This is a genomic window from Vandammella animalimorsus (genome assembly GCF_002285265.1).
Taxonomy (GTDB): Bacteria; Pseudomonadota; Gammaproteobacteria; order Burkholderiales; family Burkholderiaceae_C; genus Lampropedia.
The window spans coordinates 38,554-64,340 of the sequence record NZ_NSJB01000007.1; the positions used below are offsets into that span (position 1 = coordinate 38,554).

Consider the following 25,787-nt stretch of genomic DNA (forward strand, 5'->3'; position numbering starts at 1 on the left):
CCCATGGGCTGGGGCGGCGCTGCGGCATCGGCGTGCCAGCGTGGCTGGTGTCTCTATACTACGCGCCCATGTTTTCATTTCGGACGATTGCCTCGCCCCTCCAGCCCGCCGCGCGTCTGCGCCGGCTCCGTGTGCTGCCCACCATGCCCTGGCTGCAGGCCAGCGCCGCCTTGCTGGCCGCTGCGCTGCTGGCAGGCCAGGCACTGGCCCAGACAGTCGAGCACACGGAGATCGCCCGCCTGCTGCAAGGCGGCCAAGCCGCACAGGCGCTGAGCTTGGCCCAACGCGCCATCGAAGCCGCGCCGCGCGACCCGCAGCTGCAATTTCTCAAGGCCAATGCCGAGCTGGCCCTGGGGCAGACCCAGGCCGCCGACGCCAGCCTCACGCAGCTGACCCAGACCTACCCGGAGCTGCCCGAGCCTTGGAACAACCTGGCCGTGATCCGCGCCGGGCAGGGCCGGCTCGACGAAGCCCAGCGCCTGCTGCAAGAGGCCCTGCGCAACAACCCCGACTACGCCCAGGCCCACGCCAACCTGGCCGATGTGCTGGTGCAGCAGGCCCTGCAGCACCTGCGCGCCGCCCAGCAGCTGGCCCCGCAGCCGGGCACTGCGCAGCGACTGCAGGCCTTGCAACAGGCTGTGCAAGCCACCACTGACAGCAGCACGCCGTCGGCCGCAGCCGCCCCGGCCAAGCCATGACGGCAGCCCGCCGGGGAACTTTGCCGATAGGGCCTGTTCACACAAGACCCCGCGGCCAACGCCTCGCCGCGCAGTCCGCACTGCGCAGCCGACCCTGCCGCCCTCCCCTCCATCCCACCACACAAGGAACCCGCCTCATGCACACCAGCCCAGCCAAACGCCTGACCCTGCGCCGCCTGCTGGCCGCCGCCAGCCTCAGCGCCTGCGCCGCCATGCTGCTGACCAGCCCGGCAGCCGCCCAAGGCAAGGACAAGCAGCCCGCCGCCAGCCAGCCGCGCGTCAAGCTCAGCACCTCAATGGGCGACATCGTTGTCGCGCTTGAACCGCAAAAAGCCCCCAAGACGGTGGAAAACTTCCTGCAGTACGTGCAGGACAAGCACTACGACGGCACGATTTTTCACCGCGTCATCGACGGCTTCATGATCCAGGGCGGCGGTTTCAGCGCCGACATGGTGCAAAAGCCCACGCGCGCGCCCATCGTGCTGGAGGCCGACAACGGCCTGAAGAACGAGCGCGGCACCATCGCCATGGCGCGCACCATGGTGCCCAACTCGGCCACCAGCCAGTTCTTCATCAACGTCAACAACAACGTGCCGCTCAACGCCACCCCCAACAACCCCGGCTATGCCGTGTTCGGCAAGGTCGTCGAAGGCATGGACGTGGTGGACAAGATCAAGGCCGTAACCACCACCAGCAAAGGCCCGCACCAGAACGTGCCGGCCGAGGCCATCACCATCCTCTCGGCCACCAAGGTCGATTGATTTCACTCCCTTCACTGAAAGCACACCATGAGCAATCCCAAGGTCGAACTGCACACCACCCACGGCGTCATCACCGTCGAGCTGGACGCGGAAAAAGCCCCCAAGTCCACCGCCAACTTCCTCTCCTACGTCAACAGCGGGCACTACGACAACACCATCTTTCACCGCGTCATCGGCAACTTCATGATCCAGGGCGGCGGCTTCGAGCCAGGCATGAAACAAAAGCCCACCGGCGCGGAGATCGAGAACGAGGCCAAGAACGGCCTGAAGAACGACCAATACACCATCGCCATGGCCCGCACCAGCGCGCCACACTCGGCCACGGCGCAGTTCTTCATCAACGTGAACAACAACGACTTTCTGAACTACCCCGGCCAGGACGGCTGGGGCTATGCCGTGTTCGGCAAGGTCGTCGAAGGCACCGATGTGGTGGACAAGATCAAGGCCGTGGCCACCGGCCGCCGCGGCTTCCATGACGACGTGCCCAAGGACGACGTGGTCATCACCAAGGCTGTGGCGCTGTAACAGCAGCCCCATGGCGCCCGCCAGCCCGCCAGCGACAGTGCCAGCGCTGCCCCCGCAGATTGGCCAGCTGCGCCTGCCCCTGCCGCCGCAGGGCGCCGCGCCGCTGGTGATCGACTGCGTGGCCGACATGCACCTGCAGCGCAGCCAGCCCGGCACCTGGGCAGCGTTTGCGCACTACCTGCGCCACACCCCGGCGCAGCACGTGCTGCTGCTGGGCGATGTGTTCGAGGTCTGGGTGGGCGACGACGCCTTGCTGGAGCCCGGCAGTTTCGAGACCGAGGCCGCCCAGCTGCTGCGCGCCTGCACGCAGGCGGGCAAGGCCTTGTACCTCATGCACGGCAACCGCGATTTCATGATCGGCCAGGGCTTTGCCCAGGCCACGGGCGTGCAGTTGCTGCCAGACCCCTGCGTGCTGGAGCTGGGCAGCGGCCCCGATGCACCGCGCTGGCTGCTCTCGCACGGCGATGCGCTGTGCACCGACGACCTGCCCTACCAGCAGTTTCGCGCCATGAGCCGCCAGCCCCAGTGGCAGCAGCACTTTCTCGCGCAACCATTGGCGGCGCGGCGCGCGCTGGCCGGCCACATCCGCAGCGAAAGCGAGCAACGCAAGCAAGGGCAGGACAGCAGCGGCTATGTGGACGTGAACCCCGCCGCCACCTGCCAGTGGCTGCAGCGCAGCGGCTGCGCCACCCTGATCCACGGCCACACCCACTGCCCTGGCGAGCACGCCCTGGGCCAGGGCCTGGCGCGCATCGTGCTCTCTGACTGGGATGCCGATGCCCAGCCGCCGCGCCTGCAGGCCCTGCGCCTGCGCAGCGACCAGGGGCTGCACTGGGCGCGCATCGACTTGGCCACGACAGCCCGCTCCACCGCCAACGACCACGACCACGCTGCAGCGCCGTAACCAGGGCCTGTTCAAAGCCCCTATCCCATCATCACTTCCATCCTGCCGGCCTTTGCCATGCTCGATCTTCACCACAGCGGCGTGCAGCACTTCGCCCTGCCCCACGGCCCCATGGAGGTGCTGATCGATACCGCCGGCGCCCAGCCGCCGCGCGGCATTGCCTTGATCGCCCACCCGCAGCCACTGCTGGGCGGCAGCGCCCGGCACAAGCTGCCGCAGTTTCTGGCCCAAGCCCTGTGCCAGGCTGGCTGGAACACCCTGCGCCCCAACTTTCGCGGCGTGGGCGACAGCGCCGGGCAGTACGACCACGGCCAGGGCGAAGCCCAGGACTTGCACGCCCTGTACCAGGCCGTGCGCAGCGCGCAGCCGGGTCTGCCCATTGCCCTGCTGGGCATTTCCTTCGGGGCCTTCGTGCAAGCCCTGCTGGCTGCGCGCCTGCAACAACAGGGCCAACCCGCTGCGCGGCTGGTGCTGGCGGCCATGCCTTGCGGCCAAGTCAATGCCCAGCGCCATTACGCCACGCCCGATGCCATTGGCGCGCCGCTGGTCATCCACGGCGAGCACGACGCCAGCGTGCCATTGCCACTGGTGCTGGACTGGGCGCGCCCGCGCAGCCACCCGGTGCTGGTCGTGCCCGGCGCCAGCCATTTGTTCACCGGCAAGCTGCCGCTGCTGCGCGAGCTGGTGCTGCGCCATCTGCAAGCCTGAGAACCCCGCCACCGCCGCCAAGCGACAAACCGGGCGTGCGAGAATACGCCGATGTATTTGTTGTTCGAAGAAGCCGGCAAATTCCAGGCCGGCCGCATCCTCTCCGAGGCCGATGCCTCTGCCCAGGTCGAGCTCGACAGCGGCAAGCGCGTCAAGGTCAAGAAAGCCAACGCCCTGCTGAGCTTTGCCCAACCCAGCCCCCAGGAGCTTTTGGCCCGCGCACAGGCCCTGGCGCCCGAGATCGATCTGGATTTGGCCTGGGAATTTGCCCCTGAAGACGAATTCGGCTTTGCCGATTTCGCGCGCGAATACTTCAGCGCCGAGGCCAGCCTGGCCCACCAGGTGGCCGCGCTGCTGCGCCTGCACGAGGCGCCGCACTACTTTCGCCGCGCCGGCAAAGGGCGTTTCAAGAAAGCGCCCGAAGACGTGCTCAAGCAGGCCCTGGCGGCGATCGAGAAAAAGCGCCAGCAGCAGCTGCAGATCGATGCCTGGGCCGCCGAGCTGGCCAGCGGCCAGACGCCCGAGCCGGTGCGCCAGCAGCTCTACAAAATCCTCTTCAAGCCCGACAAGAACGCGCCCGAATACAAGGCCGTGGTCGAGGCCGCGCGCCAAACCCAGCTGCCGCCGCTGACGCTGCTGCAAAACGCCGGCGCGATTGCCTCGTGCTACGAGTTTCACTGGCAGCGCTTTTTGTTCGAGCAATTCCCCAAGGGCCACGCCTTTGCCCCCATCGCCGCGCCCGAGCCCGATGCCCAGTTGCCGCTGGCGGCCGTGGAGGCCTTCTCCATCGACGACTCCAGCACCTCGGAGATCGACGACGCGCTGTCCGTGCAGGGCCTGGGCAGCGGCCAGGTCACGCTGGGCATCCACATCGCCGCGCCGGGCCTGGCCATCCGCCCCGGCGATGCGCTGGACCAGCTGGCGCGCGCGCGCCTGTCCACCGTCTACATGCCCGGCGCCAAGCTGACCATGCTGCCCGATGCCGTGGTGCAGCAATACACGCTGGACGCCGGACGCGCCAACCCGGCCGTGTCGCTGTACGTGCGCATCGACGAGGCCAGCCTCACGCCCACGGCCTACGAAACCCGCATCGAGCGCGTGCAGACCAGCCACAACCTGCGCCACGACCAGATCGACCACATCGTCACCGAGGCCTGGCTGGCCGATGCCCAGCCGGCCACCGAGGCAGCCGATGCCGCCGCCAGCGCCGAGCTGCTGGCGCTGCGGCCGCAGCTGGCCTTTTTGCACCGGCTGGCCCAGGCGCTCAAGCAGCGCCGCGAGGACGTGCGCGGCAAGCCCGAGAACTTCAGCCGCCCGGACTACAACTTCCGCCTGCTGGGGCAACAGGGCGAGCTGCCCACGGGCGATGAAACCGTGCAAATCACCACGCGCCAGCGCGGCGCGCCGCTGGATCTGATCGTCGCCGAGGCCATGATCGTGGCCAACAGCCATTGGGGCGGCTGGCTGGCGCACTATGGCGTGCCGGCCATCTACCGCAGCCAGCACAGCCTGGCGCCGGGCGTGAAGGTGCGCATGGGCACCAAGGCGCTGCCGCACGCGGGCATCGGCGTGCCCAGCTACGCCTGGAGCACCTCGCCGCTGCGCCGCTATGTGGACCTGGTCAACCAGTGGCAAATCATCGCCGCCGTGCAAGGCGGGCAAACGGCCGCACTGAGCGCGCCCTTCAAGCCCAAGGATGCCGAGCTGTTCTCCATCATCAGCGCCTTCGACGCCGCCTACACCGCCTACAACCGCTACCAGTCCGACATGGAGCGCTACTGGACGCTGCGCTACCTGCAGCAAAACCAGATCACCGAGCTGGATGCGGCCATCATCCGCGACGCCATCAACGGCGAGCCCGCGCTGGCGCGCGCCGACACCCTGCCGCTGGTGCTGCGCGTGCCAGGCGGCAGCGAGCTGGTGCGCGGCACGCGCGTGCGCCTGCGCCTGGGCCAGGCCGATCTGCTGGCGCTGGACATCGGCGCCAGCGTCATCGCCCGCCTGGACGGCCCCGCCAGCGCCGAGGACATCGGCGGCGACGATGCCGAGCAAGAGGACGCCGAGCTCTCCCCGGCCCTGCACATCGCACTGGAAGTGTCGCCAGAGGACGACAGCGCAGCCGTCGGCGCGCCGGCGGCCTGAAGCCCCCGCCCATATCCACGCATAATCGGCCGCCGTGAACAAGCTGCTCGCCCACTTCAGAAACCTCTCGGCCTTCTCGATCGCGCTGATCGCTTCGCTGCTCGTGCATGCCGTGCTGCTGACGATTCGCTTCGTCAGCCCGCAGGCCTTTGAGCGCACGCTCAGCGCCCAGCCGCTGGAGGTCATCCTCGTCAATGCCCGCAGCGACGACGAGCGCCCCGAGGAAAGCAAGGCCGTGGCCCAGGTGGCGCTGGCCGGCGGCGGCGATGCCGACAGCGGCCGCGCCACCAGCCCCACGCCCTACGCGGCGCTCACGCGCATCGGCAGCGACACCGAGGACGCCCAGCAGCGCCAGGAGACCCCGCGCGAGCGCCAGAACCGCCTGCTGGCCGAGCTGCGCGAGCAGGTCGCGCAACTGCCCGTGCCCGACCCGCGCCGCACCGAGCGCACCCCGGAAGAAGTCGCGCAAGAGGAAAAGCGCCTGCTGCTGGTCGAGCAGCTCGCCGAGATCGAGCGCCTGGTCAAGGAAGAAAACGAGCGCCCCAAGAAGCGCTACATCAGCCCGGCCACGCAGGACTCGGTCACGGCCCTGTACCTGGACCACGTGCGCCGCAGCATCGAGGAGCGCGGCACCAGCAACTTCCCGACGCAAAACGGCCGCAAGCTCTACGGCAAGCTGATCCTGACCGTGATGATCGACCACGACGGCAGCGTGCTCTCGGCCGAGGTCGATACCAGCTCGGGCAATCTGGCGCTGGACGTGCGCGCCCAATCCATCGTGCACGCCGCCGGGCCGTTCGGCCCCTTCTCGCCCGAGATCCGGCGCACGGCCGACCAGATCGGCTTTACCTCCACCTTCGAATTCCGCCGCGACGCCACGCTGGCCACACAGCTGCAAAGCAGGCCCGCGCCGCAGTGAGCCCATGCCCACCGACCCCACCCTCGCCGCCGCGCAGGTCGAACCCGCCGAACTGGCCGCCGAACTGACTGAACTGATCGCCCAGGGGCAAGACGCCTACGTGGTCATCGGCAACCCCATCGCCCACAGCCGCTCGCCCGCCATCCACCGGCACTTCGCCCAGCTCACCGGGCAGCGGCTGGTCTACGCCCGCTGCCTGAGCCCGCTGCAGGGCTTTGCCCAGACCCTGCAAGCGCTGCGCCAGCACGGCATCAAGGGCTGCAACATCACCGTGCCCTTCAAGCACCAGGCTGCGCAACTGGCCAGCCACTGCGATGCGCGCGTGCAGCTGGCCCAGGCCGCCAACACCTTGGTGCTCAACGGCCCGCAAGGCCCGGTGCAGGCCTTCAACACCGACGGCATTGGCCTGGTGCGCGATCTGTGCGACAACGCTGGGCTGCGTCTGACCGGCGCGCACATCCTGCTGCTGGGCGCCGGCGGCGCGGCCGCAGGCGCGTTGGCGCCACTGCTGCAAGCCGGCCCCGCCAGCCTGCACATCGCCAACCGCAGCGCCGAGCGCGCCCAGGCCCTGGCACAGCGCCACGCCGCCCTGGCCGCCGAGCACGGCGTGCAGCTGCAGGCCCTGGCGCTGGACGAGATCGACCACACGCCGCTGCCGGCCATGCAATTGCTCATCAACGCCACGGCCAGCAGCCTGCAGGGCGCTGCACTGCCCATCCAAAACCTGCCGCGCCTGCTGGCGCCCGGCGCGCTGGCCTACGACATGATGTACGGCGCGGCCGCCCAGCCCTTTCTGCACTGGGCCAGCAGCCAGGGGCAAGGCATCCGCACGCGCGATGGCCTGGGCATGCTGGTGGAACAAGCGGCCGAATCCTTTGCGCTGTGGCGCGGCCTGCGCCCGCCCAGCGCGCCGGTGCTGGCGGCGCTGCGCCAGCAGATCGGCGCAGCCTGATGGCCCTGGCCCAGCCAGCGCCCGCCGCCGGCGCACGCCCAGGCCTGGCGCAGCGCCTGGCCCAGGCCGGCGGGCGCTGGCTGGGCATGCTGCTGCTGGCCGGGCTGTGCCTGCAGCTGTACTTTCTGGCGCACAGCTGGGCGCTGCGCTGGCTGGAGCCGGGCTCCACCGCCTTCCAGCGCAGCGCGCTGTGGCACATCCTGCAGGGCCGGCAGGACACCCAGGGCCGCCGCTGGCTGCACCAGCCCGTGCCCGGCGAGGCCATCCACGACCACGCACGCAAAGCCGTCATCGCCGCCGAGGACAATCTGTTCTTCCAGCACGGCGGCGCCGACTGGCGCGCCATCGAACAGGCCTGGCGGCGCAATGCCCAGGGCCAGGCGCGGCTGCTGGGCGGCTCGACCATTACCCAGCAACTGGCCAAGAACCTACACCTCTCGGGCCAGCGCAGCCTGCTGCGCAAAGGCCAGGAGCTACTGCTGAGCTGGATGCTCGAAGCGGCCCTGCCCAAACAACGCATTCTTGACCTCTACCTCAACCAGGTCGAATGGGGTGCAGGCATCTACGGCATCGAAGCGGCCGCGCAGCATTACTTTGGCACCAGCGCAAGCCAGCTCAACGCCGCGCAAAGCGCCCGCCTGGCCGTCATGCTGCCCCAGCCACGGCGCCTGGGCCTGGCGCCGCACAGCCCCTACATGAACCGCCGCACTCAAATCATCGTGCAGCGCATGCGGGCGATTGCGCTACCATCGCCGGCCTCTTGAGCCCCATCTTCCCATGCGCATTCTTGGCATCGACCCCGGCCTGCAAACCACCGGCTTTGGCGTGATCGACGTGCACGGCACGCAGCTGCACTACGTGGCCAGCGGCACCATCAAGACCAACGCCGTGGCGCGCGGCGACCTGCCCGCGCGCCTGAAGATCCTGTTTGACGGCATCGCCCAGCTCAGCCGCCAGTACCAGCCCGACCAGGCCTGCGTGGAAATCGTCTTCGTCAACGTCAACCCACAATCCACGCTGCTGCTGGGCCAGGCGCGCGGCGCCTGCGTCACCGCGCTGGTGGCCCAGGGCCTGCCAGTGGCCGAATACACCGCGCTGCAAATGAAAAAGGCCATCACCGGCCACGGCCGCGCGGCCAAGTCGCAAATCCAGGAAATGGCGCGCCGCCTGCTGCAACTGCCCGGCCTGCCCGGCACCGACGCCGCCGACGCCCTGGGCCTGGCCATCACCCACGCCCACGCCCAGCGCACCCACAGCGCCTTGCAGAAAACCACCACCTTGCAGCGCCGCCAGCACGCCATGTACCGCGCCGGGCGCAGTTACTAGAGCGTGTTCAAAGGACCTGTCCTCAACGGGCTGGGCACAAGGCCCTGGAAAACCGGCGCCCGGCCCGTGGCCTGCGCCATGCATTAGAATCGCGCGTTTTCCCGCGGCCATTGGCCCCCAGGCTGGGGCGCCAACGGGCAGCTGCAGCGCTTGACCGATCAGGTTCTCGGCGCGCATTGCCCGCTTCGCGCCGCCCCACCCTTCCGCAGGAGCCGTCATGGGCAACAAAATCGTTACCGAAGCCGATCGCAAATTCACCCCGCCACTGCCCGCCCCCAAAGGCTACGCCATGCCCAAGCAAGGCGGCGGCCAGCGCGTGAGCAAGGAGCGCGGCGTGCACACCCGCAGCAAGAAGAACCCGGGCAAGCGCGCCCACAGCGGCGGCTCCTGAGCCCCAGCCTGACAGGCCGCAGCACCCGCGCCTGCTGCGGCAAGCCCGCCTCTTTGGAGCAGGCCCTAAAAAACAGGCCGCTTGCACTGCAGGCCCGCAATCCTTCTTCACTGCAACGAGGCGCCGCGCACCGTTGGCACTGCAAGCTGCCAACCAGAGGTTGTTGAGATTTGGTTTGCGAAGCGGTTTTTTCGAGGCAAAAGTCGCCAATGCAAGGCGACAACGCTTGCAAGGCCTGGACACCTTGCAAGCGTTTTCAACGCGGCAGTTGCAGCTTTTTGACCGAAAACACCGCCGCAACACCCAATCTCAACAAGCCCCACAAGGCCTGCTGCCAATCGCAAGCCTGCCGCAGCCCCACATTGCCCGTGCGCACAGGAGAGCCTGAGAACCCGTTCAGAATCTCTGCACAGCGGGCAAGAGCGCGGATTTGGGCTGCCTGCGGCGCGCCCGCAAAGCCCGCCCTGGCCGCAACCGTAGCTGTGTTTTGCGCCCTGCAGCCCCTCCCAAGCCGCGTCTTGCCCACTCGCACCGAGGTTTTGAACAGGTTCTGACCATGCAACCAGAGATCGTCTTCATCGGTGGCGGCAACATGGCCCGCGCCATCATCGGCGGCCTGCGCCAGCACGGCCGGGCCGCCTCCGCCCTGGCCGCCATCGAGCCCGATGCCGCTGCGCGCGCAGCTCTGAGCCAGGACTTCGGCATCCGCACCGCCGATACGCTGCAGGCGCTGGGCGCCAGCGCCGCTGCGCCACTGGCAGCCACCATCGTCTGGGCCGTCAAGCCCCAGGTGCTCAAGGACGCCATGCTCGCAGCGCGCCCGCTCTTGAGCAGCCAGCAATGCCTGCACCTGAGCATCGCCGCCGGCGTGACCACCGCCTCCATGCAGGCTTGGCTGGGCGATGTGCGCATGGTGCGCGCCATGCCCAACACCCCCGCCCTGCTGGGCCAGGGCATGACCGGCCTGTTCGCTGCTGCCAGCGCCAGCGAAGCCGACCGCAGCCAGGCACAAGCCATTGCCGAGGCTGTGGGCCAGACGATGTGGGTCGAACAAGAGCCGCTGCTGGACGCCGTGACCGCGCTGTCGGGCTCCGGCCCGGCCTATGTGTTCTATTTCCTGCAGGCCATGCGCGACGCCGGCACGCAACTGGGCCTCACGCCCGAGCAGGCCTATCAGCTGGCTGTGGCCACCTTCGCCGGCGCCTCGGCCCTGGCGGCGCAATCGCCCGAATCGCCCGAAGTGCTGCGCCAGCGCGTGACCTCCAAGGGCGGCACCACCTTTGCCGCCACCCAAGCCATGGACGCCCAGCACATGCAGCAGCACTTCATCGACGCCATGCGCGCCAGCCACGACCGCGCTCGCGAAATGGCGCGTGAATTGGGCTGATCCTGCCGCGGACACAAGGCTTTCAAGACTTGCCTCACGGCCCCGACCATGCCCCACCAGACAACAGCCCGCAAGGGCATCATTCTCGCTGGCGGCTCCGGCACGCGCCTGCACCCGGCTACGCTGGCCATCAGCAAGCAGCTGCTGCCGGTCTACGACAAGCCGATGATTTATTACCCGCTCTCGACGCTGATGCTGGCCGGGATCCGGGACATCCTCATCATCAGCACGCCGCAGGACACGCCGCGCTTTACGCAGCTGCTGGGCGATGGCAGCGCCTGGGGGCTGAACCTGCAGTACGCCGTGCAGCCCAGCCCCGATGGGCTGGCCCAGGCCTTTCTCATCGGTGAGTCGTTCCTGGCCGGCGCGCCCAGCGCCCTGGTGCTGGGCGACAACATCTTCTACGGGCACGATTTCGAAACCCTGCTGACCCAGGCCGATGGCCGCAGCGCAGGCGCGACCGTATTTGCCTACCACGTGCACGACCCCGAGCGCTATGGCGTGGTGGCCTTTGATGCCCAGGGCAAGGCCGTCTCCATCGAGGAAAAGCCGCAGCAGCCCAAAAGCTCGTACGCCGTCACCGGGCTGTACTTCTACGACGCCCAGGTGGTGGAGATCGCCAAGGCCGTGCGCCCCAGCGCCCGCGGCGAGCTGGAGATCACCTCGGTCAACGAGGCCTACCTGCAGCAAGGCCAGTTGAACGTGCAAATCATGAAGCGCGGCTACGCCTGGCTGGACACCGGCACCCACGACAGCCTGATGGAGGCCGGCCAATTCATTGCCACGCTGGAGCGCCGCCAGGGCCTGAAGATCGCCTGCCCCGAGGAGATCGCCTGGCGCAAGGGCTTCATCGACAGCGCCCAGCTCGAACGACTGGCCCAGCCACTGGCCAAAAGCGGCTATGGCCAGTACCTGCTGCGCATGATTCGCGACTGAACCCCATAGCACACCATGCACACCTGCGCCACGGCCATCCCCGACGTGCTGATCCTGGAGCCCAAGGTCTTCGGCGACGCACGCGGCTTTTTTCTTGAAAGCTTCAACGCCCGCACCTTTGCCCAGGCCACGGGCCTGCGGCTGGACTTCGTGCAGGACAACCACAGCCGCAGCCGCAAAGGCGTCTTGCGCGGCCTGCACTACCAGCTGCAGCAGCCCCAGGGCAAGCTGGTGCGCGTGGTGCGCGGCGCCGTGTTCGACGTGGCTGTGGACATCCGCCGCGGCTCACCCACCTTTGGCCGCTGGGTCGGCGTGGAGCTGAGCGAGGACAACCAGCGCCAGCTATGGGTGCCACCGGGCCTGGCGCATGGCTTCGTCGTGCTCAGCGACAGTGCCGACTTCCTCTACAAGACCACCGACTACTACGCGCCCGAGCACGAGCGCAGCATCGCCTGGAACGATCCGGACATCGGCATCGCCTGGCCACTGGCCGAGCACGGCATCGAGCAGCCGCAGCTGTCGGAAAAGGACGCCCGCGCACTGCCGCTGGCCCAGGCCGAGCTGGCCTGAACGACACGGAATTCACAACGCAGACCCAAAAGCCTGCCCGAATTGATTGGGCGGGCCCGGAGGCTATTCGAGTCTGGACAGCAGCTCATGCATGAGCGCTGAGCCTTCACGCTGCGCTGCCATTGCAAGCCAAAGGCTATGTACGCGGCCCTCAGCAAGGTCGCCGCGTACATGGGGGCAAGCCAGTATCAGCGCTTGCGGCGCTGCAGCGCGGCCTGCACGGTGTCGGCCACGTTCTCGGCGGTGAAGCCAAAGTGCTGGAACAGATCGGCCGCCGGGGCCGATTCGCCATAGCAGTCAATGCCCACCACGGCGGCGCAGCCGTATTTCCACCAGAACTGCGTCACGCCGGCCTCGACGGCGATGCGCGGCAGCTTTTCCGGCAGCACCTTGGTCTGGTACTTGACGTCCTGACGGTCAAACACCGTGGTGCTGGGCATGGAGACCACGCGCACGGCGATCTTGCGCTGCGCCAGCAGCTGCTGCGCCTGCAGCGCCAGCGCCACTTCGGTGCCGGTGGCCAGCAGCACGGCCTGCGCGGCTTTCTTCAGGCCCACGTCGGCCGGCTCGCTGAGCACGTAGGCGCCGCGCTTGATGTCGGCCACGTCCTTCTTGGGCGCATAGGGCACGGCCTGGCGCGAGAGCAGCAGCGCCGTGGGGCGGTCGTGCTGCAGCAGCGCCTCGGCCCAGGCGATGGCGGTTTCGGCGGTATCGGCCGGGCGCCAGACGTCCAGGTTCGGGATCAGCCGCAGGCTGGCGGCGTGCTCGATGGATTGGTGGGTCGGGCCGTCCTCGCCCAGGCCGATGGAGTCGTGCGTGAAGACGTGCACGACGCGGCGCTTCATCAGCGCGGCCATGCGGATGGCGTTGCGGCTGTAGTCGCTGAAGGTCAGGAAGGTGCCGCCGTAGGGGATGAAGCCGCCGTGCAGGGCGATGCCGTTCATGATCGCTGCCATGCCGAACTCGCGCACGCCGTAGTTGATGTGGCGGCCGAGCTGGCCGGCTTCGTTGCGCTGCACTGCGCCTTGCGCATCCAGGCGCAGCGCAGGCGTGCTGGCCGTTTGCGTCAGGTTCGAGCCGGTCAGGTCGGCCGAGCCGCCCAGCAGCTCGGGCAGGCTGCGGGTGAGCGCTTCCAGCGCGATCTGGCTGGCCTTGCGCGTGGCCACTTTCTCTTGCTTGGTGTGCGCATCGACCACCATGTCCACCACGGTCTGGTGAAAGTCCTTGGGCAGGGCGCCGTCCATGCGGCGCGTGAACTGGGCGGCCAGCTCGGGGTGGGCGGCGGCATAGGCCTCAAAGCGCTGCTGCCAGTCCTGCTGGGCGCGCGCGCCGGCGGCCTTGGCGTCCCAGTCGGCATAGACCTCATCCGGGATCTCGAACGGCGCGTGCGGCCAGGGCAGGTTTTGGCGCACCAGGGCGATTTCCTCATGGCCCAGCGGCTCGCCGTGGGCCTTGGCGCTGTCCTGGCGGTTCGGGCTGCCCTTGCCGATGTGGGTCTTGCAGATGATCAGGCTGGGCTTGTCCTGCACGGCCTTGGCCTGGGCGATGGCGGCATCCAGGGCCTGCACGTCGTGCCCGTCGATGGGGCCGATGACGTCCCACTGGTAGGCGGCAAAGCGCTGCGCCGTGTCATCGACGAACCAGGGCGCGACCTGGCCGTCGATGGAGATGCCGTTGTCGTCGTACAGCGCGATGAGCTTGCCCAGCTTCCAGGCCCCGGCCAGCGCGCAGGCCTCGTGGCTGACGCCCTCCATCAGGCAGCCATCGCCCAGGAAGACGTAGGTGTGGTGGTCGACGATGGCATGGCCGGGGCGGTTGAACTCGGCAGCCAGCAGCTTCTCGGCCAGCGCAAAGCCCACGGCATTGGTCACGCCCTGGCCCAGCGGGCCGGTGGTGGTTTCCACGCCAGGGGTCACATCCACCTCCGGGTGGCCGGCGGTCTTGCTGTGCAGCTGGCGAAAGTTCTTCAGCTCCTGCATGGGCAGGTCGTAGCCGCTCAGGTGCAGCAGCGCATACAGCAGCATCGAGGCATGGCCGTTGGAGAGCACGAAGCGGTCGCGGTCGGCCCAGCGCGGGTCGGCCGGGTTGTGGCGCAGGTGGCGGCTCCACAGTGCCACGGCCATCTCCGCCATGCCCATGGGCGCGCCGGGATGGCCAGAGTTGGCTTGTTGAACGGCATCCATCGCCAATGCACGGATTGCATTGGCCATCGCAGTGGTGTTGGCCATGGGGGAGAGGCTCCAGAGAAGAGAGAAACGAAACGGCGATCAGAAAAAAAGAAAGCTCTGCGGCGACCGAAGGGGTGGCAGAGGCTCCAAAACAAAAAAGCCGCGCGCCACAGGCGTCGGCAGGCGGCGCGGTATTTTAGGGCCTGCGCTCCAACTCCTCGCGCCGCGCTCATTGCCAAGCTCGGGCGCTCTGCCACGCCAGCGGCGCCGGGCCACGCTGAGCCGCGCTGGTTCTAAGGTATGCTTGCCGCGCCTTGGCGCGCGCGCCATCTTTCATGCGCATATCGGCCACGGCCCAACAACCCAAGCGGCCCAAGTGGCCACACGCTGCGCGCCCTCACTCATCCGATCCACTGCCTGCAAGACATCCATGCCCGGCCTGCTGCCCCACGTCGATCCCGACGGTTTGCTCGAATTTTCCGTGGTCTATACCGATCGCGCCCTCAACCACATGTCGCAGCGCTTCGTCGGCGTGATGCAGGACATTCTGCGCACGCTGCACAGCGTCTACAACGCGCACAGCGCGGCGCTGGTGCCCGGCAGCGGCACTTTTGGCATGGAGGCCGTGGCGCGCCAGTTCGCCCATGGCAAGAAGGTGCTGGTGGTGCGCAATGGCTGGTTCAGCTACCGCTGGTCGCAGATCTTCGAGGCCGGCCACTTCGGCGGCTCGGCCATCATCTGCCAGGCCCGGCGGCTGGGCGATGGCGCGCAATCGCCCTGGGCACCCATGCCCGCGCAAGAGGTGGCCGAGCAAATCCGCCAGCAGCGCCCGCAGTTGGTTTTTGCCCCGCATTGCGAGACCGCCAGCGGCATCCTGCTGCCCGATGACTACATCCGCACGCTGGCCGATGCCGCGCACGAGGTGGGCGCGCTGCTGGTGCTGGACTGCATTGCCTCGGGCGCGATCTGGGTGGACATGCAGCGCAGCGGCGTGGATCTGCTGATCTCCGCGCCGCAAAAGGGCTGGAGCAGCTCGCCCTGCTGCGCCATGGTCATGTTCTCCGAGCGCGCGCGCCAGGCCATCGAGGCCACCAGCAGCAGCAGCTTTGCCTGCGACCTGAAGAAATGGCTGCACATTGCCGAAGGCTATCTGCGCGGCCAGCACGCCTACCACACGACCATGCCCACCGATGCCCTGCTGCGGCTGCGCGAGACCATGCTGGAGACCCAGGCGCTGGGCTGGGATTTCCTGCGCGCGCAGCAGATCGAGCTGGGCGCGCAGGTGCGCGCACTGTTGCAGTCGCATGGCTTTGCCAGCGTGGCCGCGCCTGGCTTTCAGTCGCCTGGCGTGGTGGTCAGCTACACCAGCGACCCGGACATCCAGAACACGCGCAAGTTCCTGCAGGTGGGCATCCAGGCCGCTGCCGGCGTGCCGCTGATGTGCGGCGAGGGTGAGGAGTTCCGCAGCTTCCGCCTGGGCCTGTTCGGGCTGGAGAAGCTGCAGCACATCGAGCGCAGCGTCGCGCAACTGCGCGATGCGCTGCAGCAGATTGCGCCCCGGCAGGCCGCGGAGGCCACGGCTTAAGCATCAGCGGGCCAGTTCAAGGCCCGCATCTTGGGCGCACGGGCAGCACGCCCAGCGCCGCGCTCACTTCTCGGCAAAGGCGCGCTCGACGACGAACTCGCCCGGCGTGGAGGTGTTGCCCTCGATGAAGCCGCGCTGCTCGAACAAGGTCTTGAGGTCAAACAGCATGGCCGGGCTGCCGCAGATCATGATGCGGTCCTCGGCGCGGTTGATTTGCGGCAGGCCCAGGTCGGCAAAGAGCTTGCCGTTCTCGATCAGCGTGGTGATGCGGCCCTGGTGGTGAAAGTCCTCGCGCGTCACCGTCGGGTAGTACAGCAGCTTGCCCTTGACGTATTCGCCCAGGATTTCGTGCTCGGGCAGCGTGCGGGTGATGAGTTCCTGGTAGGCCAGCTCGTTGACAAAGCGCGTGCCGTGCACGAGCACGACCTGCTCGAAGCGCTCGTAGGTTTGCGGGTCGCGGATGGTGGAGAGAAACGGCGCCAGCCCGGTGCCCGTGGCCAGCAGATACAGGCGCTTGCCCGGCAGCAGATAGTCCAGCAGCAAGGTGCCGGTGGGCTTTTTGCCCACCAAAATGGTGTCGCCGGGCTGGATGTGCTGCAGGCGCGAGGTCAAGGGCCCGTTGGGCACCTTGATGCTGAAGAACTCCAGATGCTCTTCGTAGTTGGCGCTGGCGATGCTGTAGGCGCGCAGCAGCGGCTTGCCATCCACGCGCAGGCCGATCATGGTGAAGTGGCCATTGGAAAAGCGCAGCGAGGCATCGCGCGTGGTGGTGAAGCTAAACAGGGTGTCGTTCCAGTGGTGGATGGAGAGAACGCGTTCTTCGTTAAAGGCACTCATCTTGCGGTATCGGTGTCGGTGCGCGGGCCTGCTGCCCGCAAGAAAACCGCCAGGCCGGGCGCACGGCGCATAGCGCATAGCTGGTGGCGCTGCCTGGCTGGCACGGGGCCCTTTCAGGGGTCTATCTATTGGGAGATTGCTGCCGGATGACAGGGCGGCCACAAGGAAAAGCCGCCGCCAACCGCAGGCATTCATCGCGTGGGCAGGCTGGCGCGCCCATGCCGGGCGCGAGCGTATGCAAAAGCGCCAGAGGATAGCGCATCACCAGCCAGGCTGGCGGCGCTGCAGCGCATCCAGGAACATGGCGGCCACGTCAAAGCCGGTCTGCGCGGTGACTTCCTGAAAGCCCGTCGGGCTGGTGACGTTGATCTCGGTCACGCACTCGCCAATCACATCCACGCCCACCAGCAGCAGCCCGCGCGCGGCCAGCACCGGCCCAAGGCGCGCGGCAATCTCGGCATCGCGCGCGCTCAGCGGCTGGGCCACGGCCTTGCCGCCCACGGCCATGTTGCCGCGGATTTCACTGCCCTGCGGAATGCGCGCCAGCGCATGGGGCACGGGCTGGCCGTCGATGAGCAGCAGGCGCTTGTCGCCCTGGCGGATCTCGGGCAGGTAGCGCTGCACCATGACGGAGGTGCTGCCATGGGCGTTGAGGGTTTCGATGATGCTGCCCAGGTTCAGCCCATCGGGGCCGACACGGAAGATGCCCATGCCGCCCATGCCGTCGAGCGGCTTGAGGATGATGTCGCCATGCTCGGCGTGGAAGGCGCGGATGCGCTCGGGCTCGCGCGTGACCAGGGTCGGGCCGATCAGCTCGGGGAACTCCAGGATGTCGAGCTTCTCCGGGTGCTCGCGCAGCGCCGCCGGGCGGTTGAAAACCTTGGCGCCTTCGCGCTCGGCCTGGCTCAGCAGGTGCGTGCAGTAGAAGAACTCGCTGTCAAACGGCGGATCCTTGCGCATCAGCACGGCGTCGAAATCGGCCAGGGCCTGCTCGGCCTGGCGCAGCAGATGCCACCAGGGGCCATCGGCCGGGGGCTGGGCCAGCAGCTCGATGTGCTGCACCTGGGCGCACACGCGCGCGCCGCGCTGCCAGTACAGCGCGCGCGGTTCGCACACGGCAATGCCGTGGCCGCGCCGCTGCGCCTCGCGCATCATGGCGTAGGTGGTGTCCTTGTGGATTTTGAAGCTGGCCAGTGCATCGGCCACGAACAGCAGGTTCATAGGAAGGCTCAAAACATCAGCGCCTGATCGGCATCGAACACCTTGCGGCGCGCCAGCGCCAGGTTGGAGCGCTGGCGGTCGAGCACCAGGTAGAGAAACACGCCGTCCTTGCGCGAGGCCGGACGCACGATGTGGTATTGCTTGCCCAGCGTGATGAGGATGTCCTCGATCACATCGTGCAGGCCCAGCGCGCGCATGGTGTTGGTCTTGGCGCGCATCACCTCGGTATTGCCTGCGGCCGCCACCTCCATGTCGATGCCCGCGCCGGCCGAGGCCAGCATCATGCCGCTGCTGCTGTCGACCACGGCGCAGCACAGCGCGCCTTCAAGCGTCATCAGCTCGTCCAGGGTTTGTTTGATCGTTGCCATAAAAAGAAAGAAAAGCGCCTCTTGGTTCGTCACAGCTGGCGCGCCAGCCGGCCAATCTGCGCCGCCTGGGCCAGCACGGCCTGCCAGTTCAGCGCCACGCCGTCCTGGCTGAGCAGCACCAGCACCATGTCTGCGGTGCAGGGCACGATGGTCATGCGCATTTGCTGGTGCATCAACACGCAATAGCGCAGCGGCCCGAGGGTTTCGAAAAAGCTGCCGTGGCGCTGGTAGATGCGCCAGTAATTGCTCGCCGCCTCGGCCAGCGCGCCGTTTTCCATCAGCGCGCCCGTGCTGTGCAGCACCATGCCGGTGGTGACTTCCACCAGAGCGCAGGCCTGCAGGGCCTCGAAAGCCTGGGGCAAATCATCGATGGCGGCCTTGAGCGCCACAAAGCGCGATTTCCAAACGGGCTTGAATGGTGCAACAACTGGGGTGGAAGTCATTCCTGAACATCAAATTCTGTTGGTCGTGGCGCGCCGCATGGCCGCAAAAGGGATGCCCTGCGCGAATCGCAGTGCCATGTCGGCAGCGACAGTCGGCAGCGACAGATCTCGGCGCCGTGTGCATCCGGGGGGCACGGCGCAATGCCCAGGCCCAGCCATGGCATTCATCCTGACGCACAATCCGTGCCAGCGCGCCGGGCCTATGCCTGATGCGGGCCAATTCACGCGGGCCAAGAGGATACGCGAATTTCACAGCCCTGCCCGTCGGCTCTTGCCCACACCGGCAATGCCCGCCAAGACGCCGAACCACCCCCATACATTCACGCCCCATCCCCATGCACACCCCCTTGCAGCAGGAAATCGCCCAGGCCGCCGCCGCCCTGATCGTCGACGAAGGCCTGGAGCTCGGGCCGGCCAAGCAGCGCGCGCTCAAGCAGCTGGGCCTGCCCGCCAACACCGCCCTGCCCGACAACCGCAGCGTCGAGGACGCGGTGCGCGAGCACATCGCGCTGTTTCACGCCGACACCCAGCCCCAGGTGCTTCAGGCCCTGCGCGAGATCGCCGCGCACTGGATGCAGCAACTGGCCGAGTTCAAGCCGCTGCTGGGCGGCGCCGTCTGGAGCGGCACGGCCACGCACTGGAGCCCGATTCACCTGCAGCTGTTCTGCGACGACAGCAAGGCCCTGCCCATCTGGCTGCTCAACCACGGGCTGGACTTCGACACCCAGGAAGCCAAAGGCCTGGGCGGCCAGCCCACCGAGGTGCTGGGCCTGCACGTGGCAGCGCAACACCCCGCACTGCAACCGCAGGTGCTGCTGTGCCTGTGGAACAACCCCAGCCAGGCTCTGCGCGGCGCGCTGCAGGCCGATGCCGACGGCCAGGCGCCGCGCGGCACGCTGCAGGCCTTGCAGGCCCGCATGACTGGGGCCAGCGCCATGCCACAATCGCCCGCGCCATGAAGACTCCTGCCCCCGCCCCCAGCCCTGTGCCTGCCTCTTCACCCACATCTTCGCCCGCCCATGATGGGCATGGCGCAGCTCAGGGGCCGGGGCGCCGCCAATGGCTGCTCTGGGGTGGCGGCCTGGCACTGGCCGCCGCCGGCGCTGGCGGCTACTGGGGCTGGCTGCGGCAGCGCCACAGCGCCGCCGAGGCCGCGCTGTGGTCCATCGCCCTGCCCCGGCTCGACGGCCACCTACTGGCGCTGCGCGACTACCTGGGCCGCCCGCTGCTGCTCAATTTCTGGGCCACCTGGTGCGCCCCCTGCGTGCAGGAGCTGCCGCTGCTGAACCAATGGCAGCGCCAGCGGCCCGATTGGGCCGTCGTCGGCATTGCCGTCGATACCTTGCCCAACGTGCAGCGCTTTGCCCAGCGCATGGCGCTGGATTTCCCCATCGGCATCGCCGGCGGCGGCCAGGGCATGGCGCTGGCGCGCGCCCTGGGCGGCACAGGCGGCCTGCCGCTGACGGTGCTGGCCAACGCCCAGGGCCAGATCCGGGCGCGCAAACTGGGCCAGATCGAGCCGGCCGACCTGCAGCAATGGCAAAGCCTGCTGGCGTGAGCAGGCCCGCCTGCCATCGGCGCAGGCCCCATGGCAGCGCATCTGCCGGCCAGGCGGTGCACGGACATTGGCCGTAGAATGCCGGGTTCTGCCGCGCGCATGGCGCGCGCCGCCGGCCATGCGCAGGCGAACACCGACACCTGCATATCACCCAACAATTTTTAACTTTTACTGAAAGTTAGCGTAAAATAGCAGCAAATTTCTGCTATTTGCCGCAAGAAATCGAAATCAAGATTTCCAAGGCGGCCTGCTTTTATCTGGAGCCCGAAACCCTATGGATCTGAGGAAACTGAAGACTCTGATCGACCTGGTGTCCGAATCGAATGTGACGGAGCTGGAAATCACCGAAGCCGAGGGCAAGGTGCGCATCGTCAAGGGCGGCGCCCCCGTGTTCGTGCCCGCGCCCGTGGCAGCGGCCGCGCCGGCGCTGACGGCCATCGCCCCCGCAGCCAGCGCCGCGCAACAAGAGGCCGCTGCCCCCGCCGCAGCCGCCCCGGCCGCCGCCGCAGGCGCCAGCATCACCGCGCCGATGGTCGGCACCTTCTACCGCGCGCCCAACCCCACGGCCGATGCCTTCGTCGAGGTCGGCACCCAGGTCAAGGAAGGCCAGATCGTCTGCATCATCGAGGCGATGAAAATCCTCAACGAGATCGAGGCCGATCGCTCCGGCACGATCAAGCAAATCCTGGTGGAGAACGGCCAGGCCGTCGAATACGGCCAGCCGCTGTTCATCATCGAATGACCGGCCATTGCCCAGTGAAGGCCGCGCTGCATGGCGCTTGCGCTGGCCGCACCGCCTTCGCTCGGGCATGGCCATCGGCCACTGTGGATTTGCCCATCCGCCCAAGACTGCGCCAGGGCACGCTTGAACCAGGCCGCAGCCACGCCGCCGTCCGAGGCTGTGCCAACTGACGCAATGCGGCGCAGCCGGGCCGGCCCCATGCACACGAGACTTCCCGCATGTTCAAGAAAATCCTGATCGCCAACCGCGGCGAAATTGCCCTGCGCATCCAGCGCGCCTGCCGTGAGCTGGGCATCAAATCGGTCATGGTGTATTCCGAGGCCGACCGCGACGCCAAGTACGTGCGCCTGGCCGACGAGGCCATTTGCATCGGCCCTGCGCCAGCCAGCCAGAGCTACCTGCAAATGCCCGCCATCATCTCGGCCGCCGAGGTCAGCGACGCCCAGGCCATCCACCCCGGCTACGGCTTTCTCAGCGAGAACGCCGACTTTGCCGAGCGCGTGGAAAAAAGCGGCTTTGCCTTCATCGGACCGACGGCCGAATCCATCCGCATCATGGGCGACAAGGTCTCGGCCAAGCAGGCCATGATCAAGGCGGGCGTGCCCTGCGTGCCCGGCTCCGAGGGCGAGCTGCCCAGCGACCCGGCCGAGATCCGCGCCATCGCGCGCCAGATCGGCTACCCGGTGATCATCAAGGCCGCTGGCGGCGGCGGCGGGCGCGGCATGCGCGTGGTGCACACCGAGGCCGCCCTGCTGGGCGCGGTGCAGATGACCAAGAGCGAGGCGCAGGCGGCCTTCGGCAACCCGGCCGTGTACATGGAGAAATTCCTGGAGAACCCGCGCCACATCGAGATCCAGGTGCTGGCCGATACCCACAAGAACGCCGTGCACCTGGGCGAGCGCGATTGCTCCATGCAGCGCCGCCACCAGAAAGTCATCGAGGAGGCCCCGGCCTTTGGCATCCCGCGCCGCCTGATCGAGAAGATCGGCGAGCGCTGCGCCGCCGCCTGCAAGCGCCTGGGCTACCGGGGCGCGGGCACCTTCGAGTTCCTGTACGAAAACGGCGAGTTCTATTTCATCGAGATGAACACGCGCGTGCAGGTCGAGCACCCGGTCACCGAGATGATCACCGGCATCGACATCGTCAAGACGCAAATCCTCGTGGCCGCAGGCGAAAAACTGCCCTTTGCGCAAAAGGACATCCAGCTGCGCGGCCACGCCATCGAATGCCGCATCAATGCCGAGGACCCATACAAATTCACCCCCTCGCCGGGCAAGGTCAGCACCTGGCATGCCCCGGGCGGGCCGGGCGTGCGCGTGGACTCGCACATGTACTCCGGCTACACCGTGCCGGCCAACTACGACTCGATGATCGGCAAGCTCATCGTCTATGGCGACAGCCGCGACCAGGCCCTGGCGCGCATGCGCAGCGCCCTGATGGAGACCATCGTCGAAGGCATCAAGACCAACATCGCGCTGCACCGCGAGCTGCTGCTGGACGCCAACTTCATCGCTGGCGGCACCAACATCCACTACCTGGAAAAGTGGCTCGAGCAACACGCCACACGCCCCTGAACGCCGGGCTCGGCCTTGGCCGCGCCACACTGCCCTCCACTTGCCCGTACCTCTGTATGTACGCCCTGACCCTGCTGTGCCCGCAAGAGCGGGTCGAAACCATCAGTGAAGCGCTTGACGCCCTGGGCGCACTGAGCGTCTCCGTCGAAGACGCCGACGCCCAGACCGAGGCCGAGCAGGCGCTGTTTGGCGAACCGGGCATGGAGCCCGAGCGCCAGGCCTGGCTGCGCAGCACCGTCAGCGCCCTGTTCAGCCAGCGGCAACAGGCCCACGAGGCGCAGCAGTTGCTGGCGCTGCAGGACTTCTACGCCGGCTGCCAACTGCAAGGCCTGGAGGAAGTGCCCGATCTGGACTGGGTCAGCCTCACCCAGGCGCAGTTCAGCGCCGTGGACATCACGCCCGATTTCTGGATCGTGCCCAGTTGGCATGAAGTGCCCAGCCAGGCGCGCACCAGCATCGCGCTCGACCCGGGCATGGCCTTTGGCACCGGCACGCACCCCACCACCCGCATGTGCCTGCGCTGGCTGGCCGCCCAGCACGAAACCGGCCAGGCCCTGACCCAGCGCAGCGTGCTGGACTACGGCTGCGGCTCGGGCATCCTGGCCATTGCCGCGGCCAAGTTCGGCGCCAACCCCGTCGATGCCGTGGACATCGACGAAGCCGCCATTGCCGCCACGGCCAGCAATGCCGAGAAAAACCAGGTCGCCCTGCGCTGCGGCCTGCCCGACATCATCAGCAGCCAGCGCTACCACGTCGTGCTTGCCAACATCCTGGCCAACCCGCTGCAGGTGCTGGCGCCGCTGCTGTGCGGCCACGTCGCCCCCGGCGGCCACCTGGTGCTGGCCGGCATCCTCGAGCGCCAGGCCGAGCTGCTGCAACAGGCCTACGCCCCCTGGCTGGCGCTGCAAGTGGCCGACACGCAGGACGGCTGGATTCTGATGACCGCACAACGGCCAGCCTGACCTCCCACTCACGCGCCGGCACAGGGCCGGCCGAGCAATTCATTGCCTGGGGCGCGCGCCCCTTCCCCACCTTGGCGCGCGGCGGCGCCAGAGCCCTTTGCACGCGCCACTCTCGGGCACAATACGGGCCTTTGCCATCCCTGCCCCGCCCGCATGTCATCCGTCACCCGCTGCCCAACCTGCGCGACCCGCTTCAAGGTCTCTGCAGACCAGTTGCACGCCTCGCAAGGCTGGGTGCGCTGCGGGCGTTGTCACCACATTTTTGATGCCACCCAGCATCTGGTGGCCGAGCAGGATGGCGAGCAGGTCGCCGCCCAAGACCAGGGCCAGGCCGACCCCAGCCAGCCTGACGCTGCACTCGCCAACCCTGCCCAGCCGGAGCGCGCCACCGAAGAGGCCCTGCCCAGCGGCCAGGGCCCATCGCCAGCCGCAGCAGCAGCCACGCCGCAAGCAACAGAAGCAGCACAAGCCCCCAGCACAGCACCAGAGGGAGAGGGCGACGGGGCCAGGACAAGCGCCCCCCCGCCCGCTGCGGGCCAGCATGGCGAATCGCCCTTGGCCGACGAGGCCGAGCCCATCATCGAGCGCCCTACCGAGCGCCCCACCGAGCGCTGGCTCAAGGAGCTGTCGGAAACCTTCTCCCCATCCAGCCCGGCCGACACGCCGCCCGCTGCCGCATCCGATGCGGGGGCCGATGCCGATGTAGAGGCCGATGCCGATGCGGATGCCGAAAAGCCCGCCTCCCAGGCGCCGGACAGCGCAGCGGCCACGCCCGCCCCATTGGTCGAATCGCTTGCCGAGCCGCTTGCCCAGGCGCCCGCCGAACAGCCCTTTGCCGAGCCGCCATTTGCCGAGCAGCAACTGGACGCCGCCGATGTCGAGCTGATCGAGGCCGTGGCCCTGGCCGATCTGCCGGACGCCGCATTCGACAGCAGCCCGCCGCCTGCAGAAAACCCGGCTGCGCAAAACGCCAGCGCGCCAGCGCCCGCTGCCGACGGCGACGACAGCCACATCGACGCTTTCCAGAAAGAGCTCGAGCGCTGGCAGGCCATGCAGTCGGCCGCCCAGGCCCAGCATGCAGACGGTACAGACGGTGCAGACGGCGGCCCCGCCACGCCCGAGCCCGACGGCCACGCGCCCAGCAGCCCTGCGGCCGACGTGCCCGCCGGCGCCATCGTGCTGGCCCCAGCCGTGCTGGTGGACAAAACACCCGCCCCCGAGCCGACCACCACACCGGCCACCACACCAGCTGCCACGCCCACCGGCCCCCAGCAGCCAGCCGCGCCCGGCAAGAGCGCATCGCGCAAGCCGCGCAGCGGCGCCAAGGCCGGCAGCGCCAGCAGCCCGGCCTCCGCCACGCTGCGCAAGAAAAGCCAGGAGCCTGCCGACAGCGCCGCGCCCAGCAGCCTGCCTGCCTCCGGCCAGCCCAGCGGCCTGACAGGCAGCGCAGGCCCGGCCACCAAGAAGGGCTCCGCCCGGCGGGAAAAGCGCCTGACCGATCTGGACGACGCGCTGCGCGCAGACGCCGATGAATCGCTGCGCGAGGTCTACCGCACCGCCTTCAGCGAAACCCAGGAGCTGAACTTCGTGCGCCAGGCCGCGCGCCAGGCCTTCTGGTCGCACCCCGGCGTCAAGGCCGCGCTGGGCCTGCTCGCCGCTGCGCTGGCGCTGGCGCTGGCGCTGCAGGTCGTGCTGCACCAGCGCGACCGCATCGCCGCCACCAGCCCGGCCATGAAAGCGCGCATGCAGTCGCTGTGCGAGCTGCTGGGCTGCACCGTGGCGCCGCTGCGCGCCATCGAGCGCCTGGTGCTCGATGGCTCCACCTTCCAGGCCGAAGGCGACGACGTCTTCACCCTGTCGTGGACGGTGCGCAACCCCAGCGAGCTCTGGCTGCGAACGCCACACCTGTGGCTGAGCCTGCGCGACCATGGCGGCAACACACTGATTCGCCGCCCGCTCTCGCCCGCCGATCTGGCCGACGCCCCCATGGAAATCGCCCCTGGCCAAAGCTGGCAAGGCCGCCAAACCCTACGCCTGAGCCAGTACGCACAGGCCGTGACCGACTACCAGCTGCAGATCTTCTATCCGGCCTCGCCCTGACCCGGCGACG

Annotated in this window: 26 protein-coding genes; 21 read left to right on the forward strand and 5 right to left on the reverse strand. The window is 68.2% G+C overall.

Translation table 11 applies throughout. The annotated features are described in order from the left end of the window. Window positions 1-68: 68 nt before the first annotated feature. The 14 genes from CK625_RS09550 (at window position 69) to rfbC (ending at window position 12,219) form a co-directional block, all read left to right on the forward strand. A complete protein-coding gene (locus CK625_RS09550; protein WP_172424649.1) occupies window positions 69-698 on the forward strand; it encodes a tetratricopeptide repeat protein in 630 nt (209 codons plus the stop codon). A 212-nt stretch (window positions 699-910) separates the two neighbouring features. After that, a complete protein-coding gene (locus CK625_RS09555) occupies window positions 911-1,459 on the forward strand; it encodes a peptidylprolyl isomerase (protein ID WP_275250571.1) in 549 nt (182 codons plus the stop codon). A gap of 27 nt (window positions 1,460-1,486) precedes the next feature. Beyond that, complete coding sequence (locus tag CK625_RS09560) at window positions 1,487-1,984, forward strand: peptidylprolyl isomerase (protein ID WP_095540092.1); 498 nt, start codon at window positions 1,487-1,489, stop codon at window positions 1,982-1,984. 10 nt (window positions 1,985-1,994) lie between these two features. Continuing rightward, the gene (locus CK625_RS09565; protein ID WP_095540093.1) at window positions 1,995-2,888 is read left to right on the forward strand and encodes a UDP-2,3-diacylglucosamine diphosphatase; all 894 of its coding nucleotides are present in this window, start codon (window positions 1,995-1,997) and stop codon (window positions 2,886-2,888) included. Between the two features lie 57 nt (window positions 2,889-2,945). Further along, window positions 2,946-3,596 (forward strand): alpha/beta hydrolase, encoded by a 651-nt coding sequence (locus CK625_RS09570; RefSeq protein WP_095540094.1) that lies wholly within the window; start codon window positions 2,946-2,948, stop codon window positions 3,594-3,596. 51 nt (window positions 3,597-3,647) lie between these two features. After that, the gene (locus tag CK625_RS09575; RefSeq protein WP_095540095.1) at window positions 3,648-5,738 is read left to right on the forward strand and encodes a ribonuclease catalytic domain-containing protein; all 2,091 of its coding nucleotides are present in this window, start codon (window positions 3,648-3,650) and stop codon (window positions 5,736-5,738) included. A 34-nt stretch (window positions 5,739-5,772) separates the two neighbouring features. Next, window positions 5,773-6,657, forward strand: coding sequence for an energy transducer TonB family protein (locus tag CK625_RS09580; protein WP_429001307.1), 885 nt, complete (start codon window positions 5,773-5,775; stop codon window positions 6,655-6,657). A gap of 76 nt (window positions 6,658-6,733) precedes the next feature. Next, window positions 6,734-7,609, forward strand: a complete 876-nt coding sequence (gene aroE / locus CK625_RS09585; RefSeq protein WP_429001309.1) for a shikimate dehydrogenase — start codon at window positions 6,734-6,736, stop codon at window positions 7,607-7,609. Next, window positions 7,609-8,373, forward strand: a complete 765-nt coding sequence (gene mtgA / locus CK625_RS09590; protein ID WP_095540163.1) for a monofunctional biosynthetic peptidoglycan transglycosylase — start codon at window positions 7,609-7,611, stop codon at window positions 8,371-8,373. Before aroE ends, mtgA begins: the two co-directional genes overlap by 1 nt. A 13-nt stretch (window positions 8,374-8,386) precedes the next feature. Then, a complete protein-coding gene (ruvC, locus tag CK625_RS09595) occupies window positions 8,387-8,935 on the forward strand; it encodes a crossover junction endodeoxyribonuclease RuvC (RefSeq protein ID WP_095540097.1) in 549 nt (182 codons plus the stop codon). A gap of 217 nt (window positions 8,936-9,152) precedes the next feature. After that, window positions 9,153-9,326, forward strand: coding sequence for a hypothetical protein (locus CK625_RS13930; RefSeq protein ID WP_172425134.1), 174 nt, complete (start codon window positions 9,153-9,155; stop codon window positions 9,324-9,326). 556 nt (window positions 9,327-9,882) lie between these two features. Further along, the gene (proC, locus tag CK625_RS09600) at window positions 9,883-10,713 is read left to right on the forward strand and encodes a pyrroline-5-carboxylate reductase (RefSeq protein WP_095540098.1); all 831 of its coding nucleotides are present in this window, start codon (window positions 9,883-9,885) and stop codon (window positions 10,711-10,713) included. Window positions 10,714-10,761: 48 nt separating this feature from the next. Then, window positions 10,762-11,649: a glucose-1-phosphate thymidylyltransferase RfbA gene (gene rfbA / locus CK625_RS09605; protein WP_095540099.1), complete on the forward strand. Its 888-nt coding sequence runs from the start codon at window positions 10,762-10,764 to the stop codon at window positions 11,647-11,649. A 15-nt stretch (window positions 11,650-11,664) separates the two neighbouring features. Next, window positions 11,665-12,219, forward strand: coding sequence for a dTDP-4-dehydrorhamnose 3,5-epimerase (gene rfbC, locus CK625_RS09610; protein WP_095540100.1), 555 nt, complete (start codon window positions 11,665-11,667; stop codon window positions 12,217-12,219). A gap of 188 nt (window positions 12,220-12,407) precedes the next feature. Here the strand turns inward: rfbC and tkt are convergent, their stop codons facing one another. Continuing rightward, window positions 12,408-14,447: a transketolase gene (gene tkt, locus CK625_RS09615; RefSeq protein WP_095540101.1), complete on the reverse strand. Its 2,040-nt coding sequence runs from the start codon at window positions 14,445-14,447 to the stop codon at window positions 12,408-12,410. 370 nt (window positions 14,448-14,817) lie between these two features. Here tkt and CK625_RS09620 point away from each other — a divergent pair, with 370 nt between their 5' ends. Then, the gene (locus CK625_RS09620; RefSeq protein ID WP_095540102.1) at window positions 14,818-15,972 is read left to right on the forward strand and encodes an aminotransferase class V-fold PLP-dependent enzyme; all 1,155 of its coding nucleotides are present in this window, start codon (window positions 14,818-14,820) and stop codon (window positions 15,970-15,972) included. A gap of 63 nt (window positions 15,973-16,035) precedes the next feature. Here CK625_RS09620 and CK625_RS09625 read toward each other — a convergent pair whose 3' ends face one another. From CK625_RS09625 to CK625_RS09640, 4 genes are all read right to left on the reverse strand, one after another. Continuing rightward, a complete protein-coding gene (locus CK625_RS09625) occupies window positions 16,036-16,809 on the reverse strand; it encodes a ferredoxin--NADP reductase (protein WP_095540103.1) in 774 nt (257 codons plus the stop codon). 261 nt (window positions 16,810-17,070) lie between these two features. Beyond that, window positions 17,071-18,030 carry a glutathione synthase gene (gene gshB, locus CK625_RS09630; protein ID WP_095540104.1) on the reverse strand — a complete coding sequence of 320 codons (960 nt, stop codon included), beginning with the start codon at window positions 18,028-18,030 and terminating at the stop codon, window positions 17,071-17,073. A gap of 8 nt (window positions 18,031-18,038) precedes the next feature. Beyond that, window positions 18,039-18,398, reverse strand: a complete 360-nt coding sequence (locus CK625_RS09635) for a hypothetical protein (RefSeq protein WP_095540105.1) — start codon at window positions 18,396-18,398, stop codon at window positions 18,039-18,041. A 29-nt stretch (window positions 18,399-18,427) separates the two neighbouring features. Further along, the gene (locus CK625_RS09640) at window positions 18,428-18,841 is read right to left on the reverse strand and encodes a hypothetical protein (protein ID WP_143326254.1); all 414 of its coding nucleotides are present in this window, start codon (window positions 18,839-18,841) and stop codon (window positions 18,428-18,430) included. A 335-nt stretch (window positions 18,842-19,176) separates the two neighbouring features. Between CK625_RS09640 and CK625_RS09645 the strand changes: the two genes are divergently transcribed. The 6 genes from CK625_RS09645 to CK625_RS09670 all read left to right on the forward strand — a co-directional run bounded on the left by CK625_RS09645 (window position 19,177) and on the right by CK625_RS09670 (window position 25,777). After that, window positions 19,177-19,800 carry a hypothetical protein gene (locus CK625_RS09645; RefSeq protein WP_095540107.1) on the forward strand — a complete coding sequence of 208 codons (624 nt, stop codon included), beginning with the start codon at window positions 19,177-19,179 and terminating at the stop codon, window positions 19,798-19,800. Then, entirely contained in the window at window positions 19,797-20,399 is a 603-nt protein-coding gene (locus CK625_RS09650; RefSeq protein ID WP_095540108.1) for a TlpA family protein disulfide reductase, read from the forward strand. The genes CK625_RS09645 and CK625_RS09650 overlap by 4 nt, the downstream gene beginning before the upstream one ends. A 274-nt stretch (window positions 20,400-20,673) precedes the next feature. Beyond that, window positions 20,674-21,141, forward strand: coding sequence for an acetyl-CoA carboxylase biotin carboxyl carrier protein (gene accB, locus CK625_RS09655; protein WP_095540109.1), 468 nt, complete (start codon window positions 20,674-20,676; stop codon window positions 21,139-21,141). A gap of 218 nt (window positions 21,142-21,359) precedes the next feature. Next, window positions 21,360-22,715: an acetyl-CoA carboxylase biotin carboxylase subunit gene (gene accC / locus CK625_RS09660; protein WP_095540110.1), complete on the forward strand. Its 1,356-nt coding sequence runs from the start codon at window positions 21,360-21,362 to the stop codon at window positions 22,713-22,715. A 56-nt stretch (window positions 22,716-22,771) separates the two neighbouring features. Next, entirely contained in the window at window positions 22,772-23,677 is a 906-nt protein-coding gene (gene prmA, locus CK625_RS09665) for a 50S ribosomal protein L11 methyltransferase (RefSeq protein ID WP_095540111.1), read from the forward strand. 153 nt (window positions 23,678-23,830) lie between these two features. Next, a complete protein-coding gene (locus tag CK625_RS09670; protein WP_095540112.1) occupies window positions 23,831-25,777 on the forward strand; it encodes a DUF3426 domain-containing protein in 1,947 nt (648 codons plus the stop codon). Window positions 25,778-25,787 lie beyond the last annotated feature (10 nt).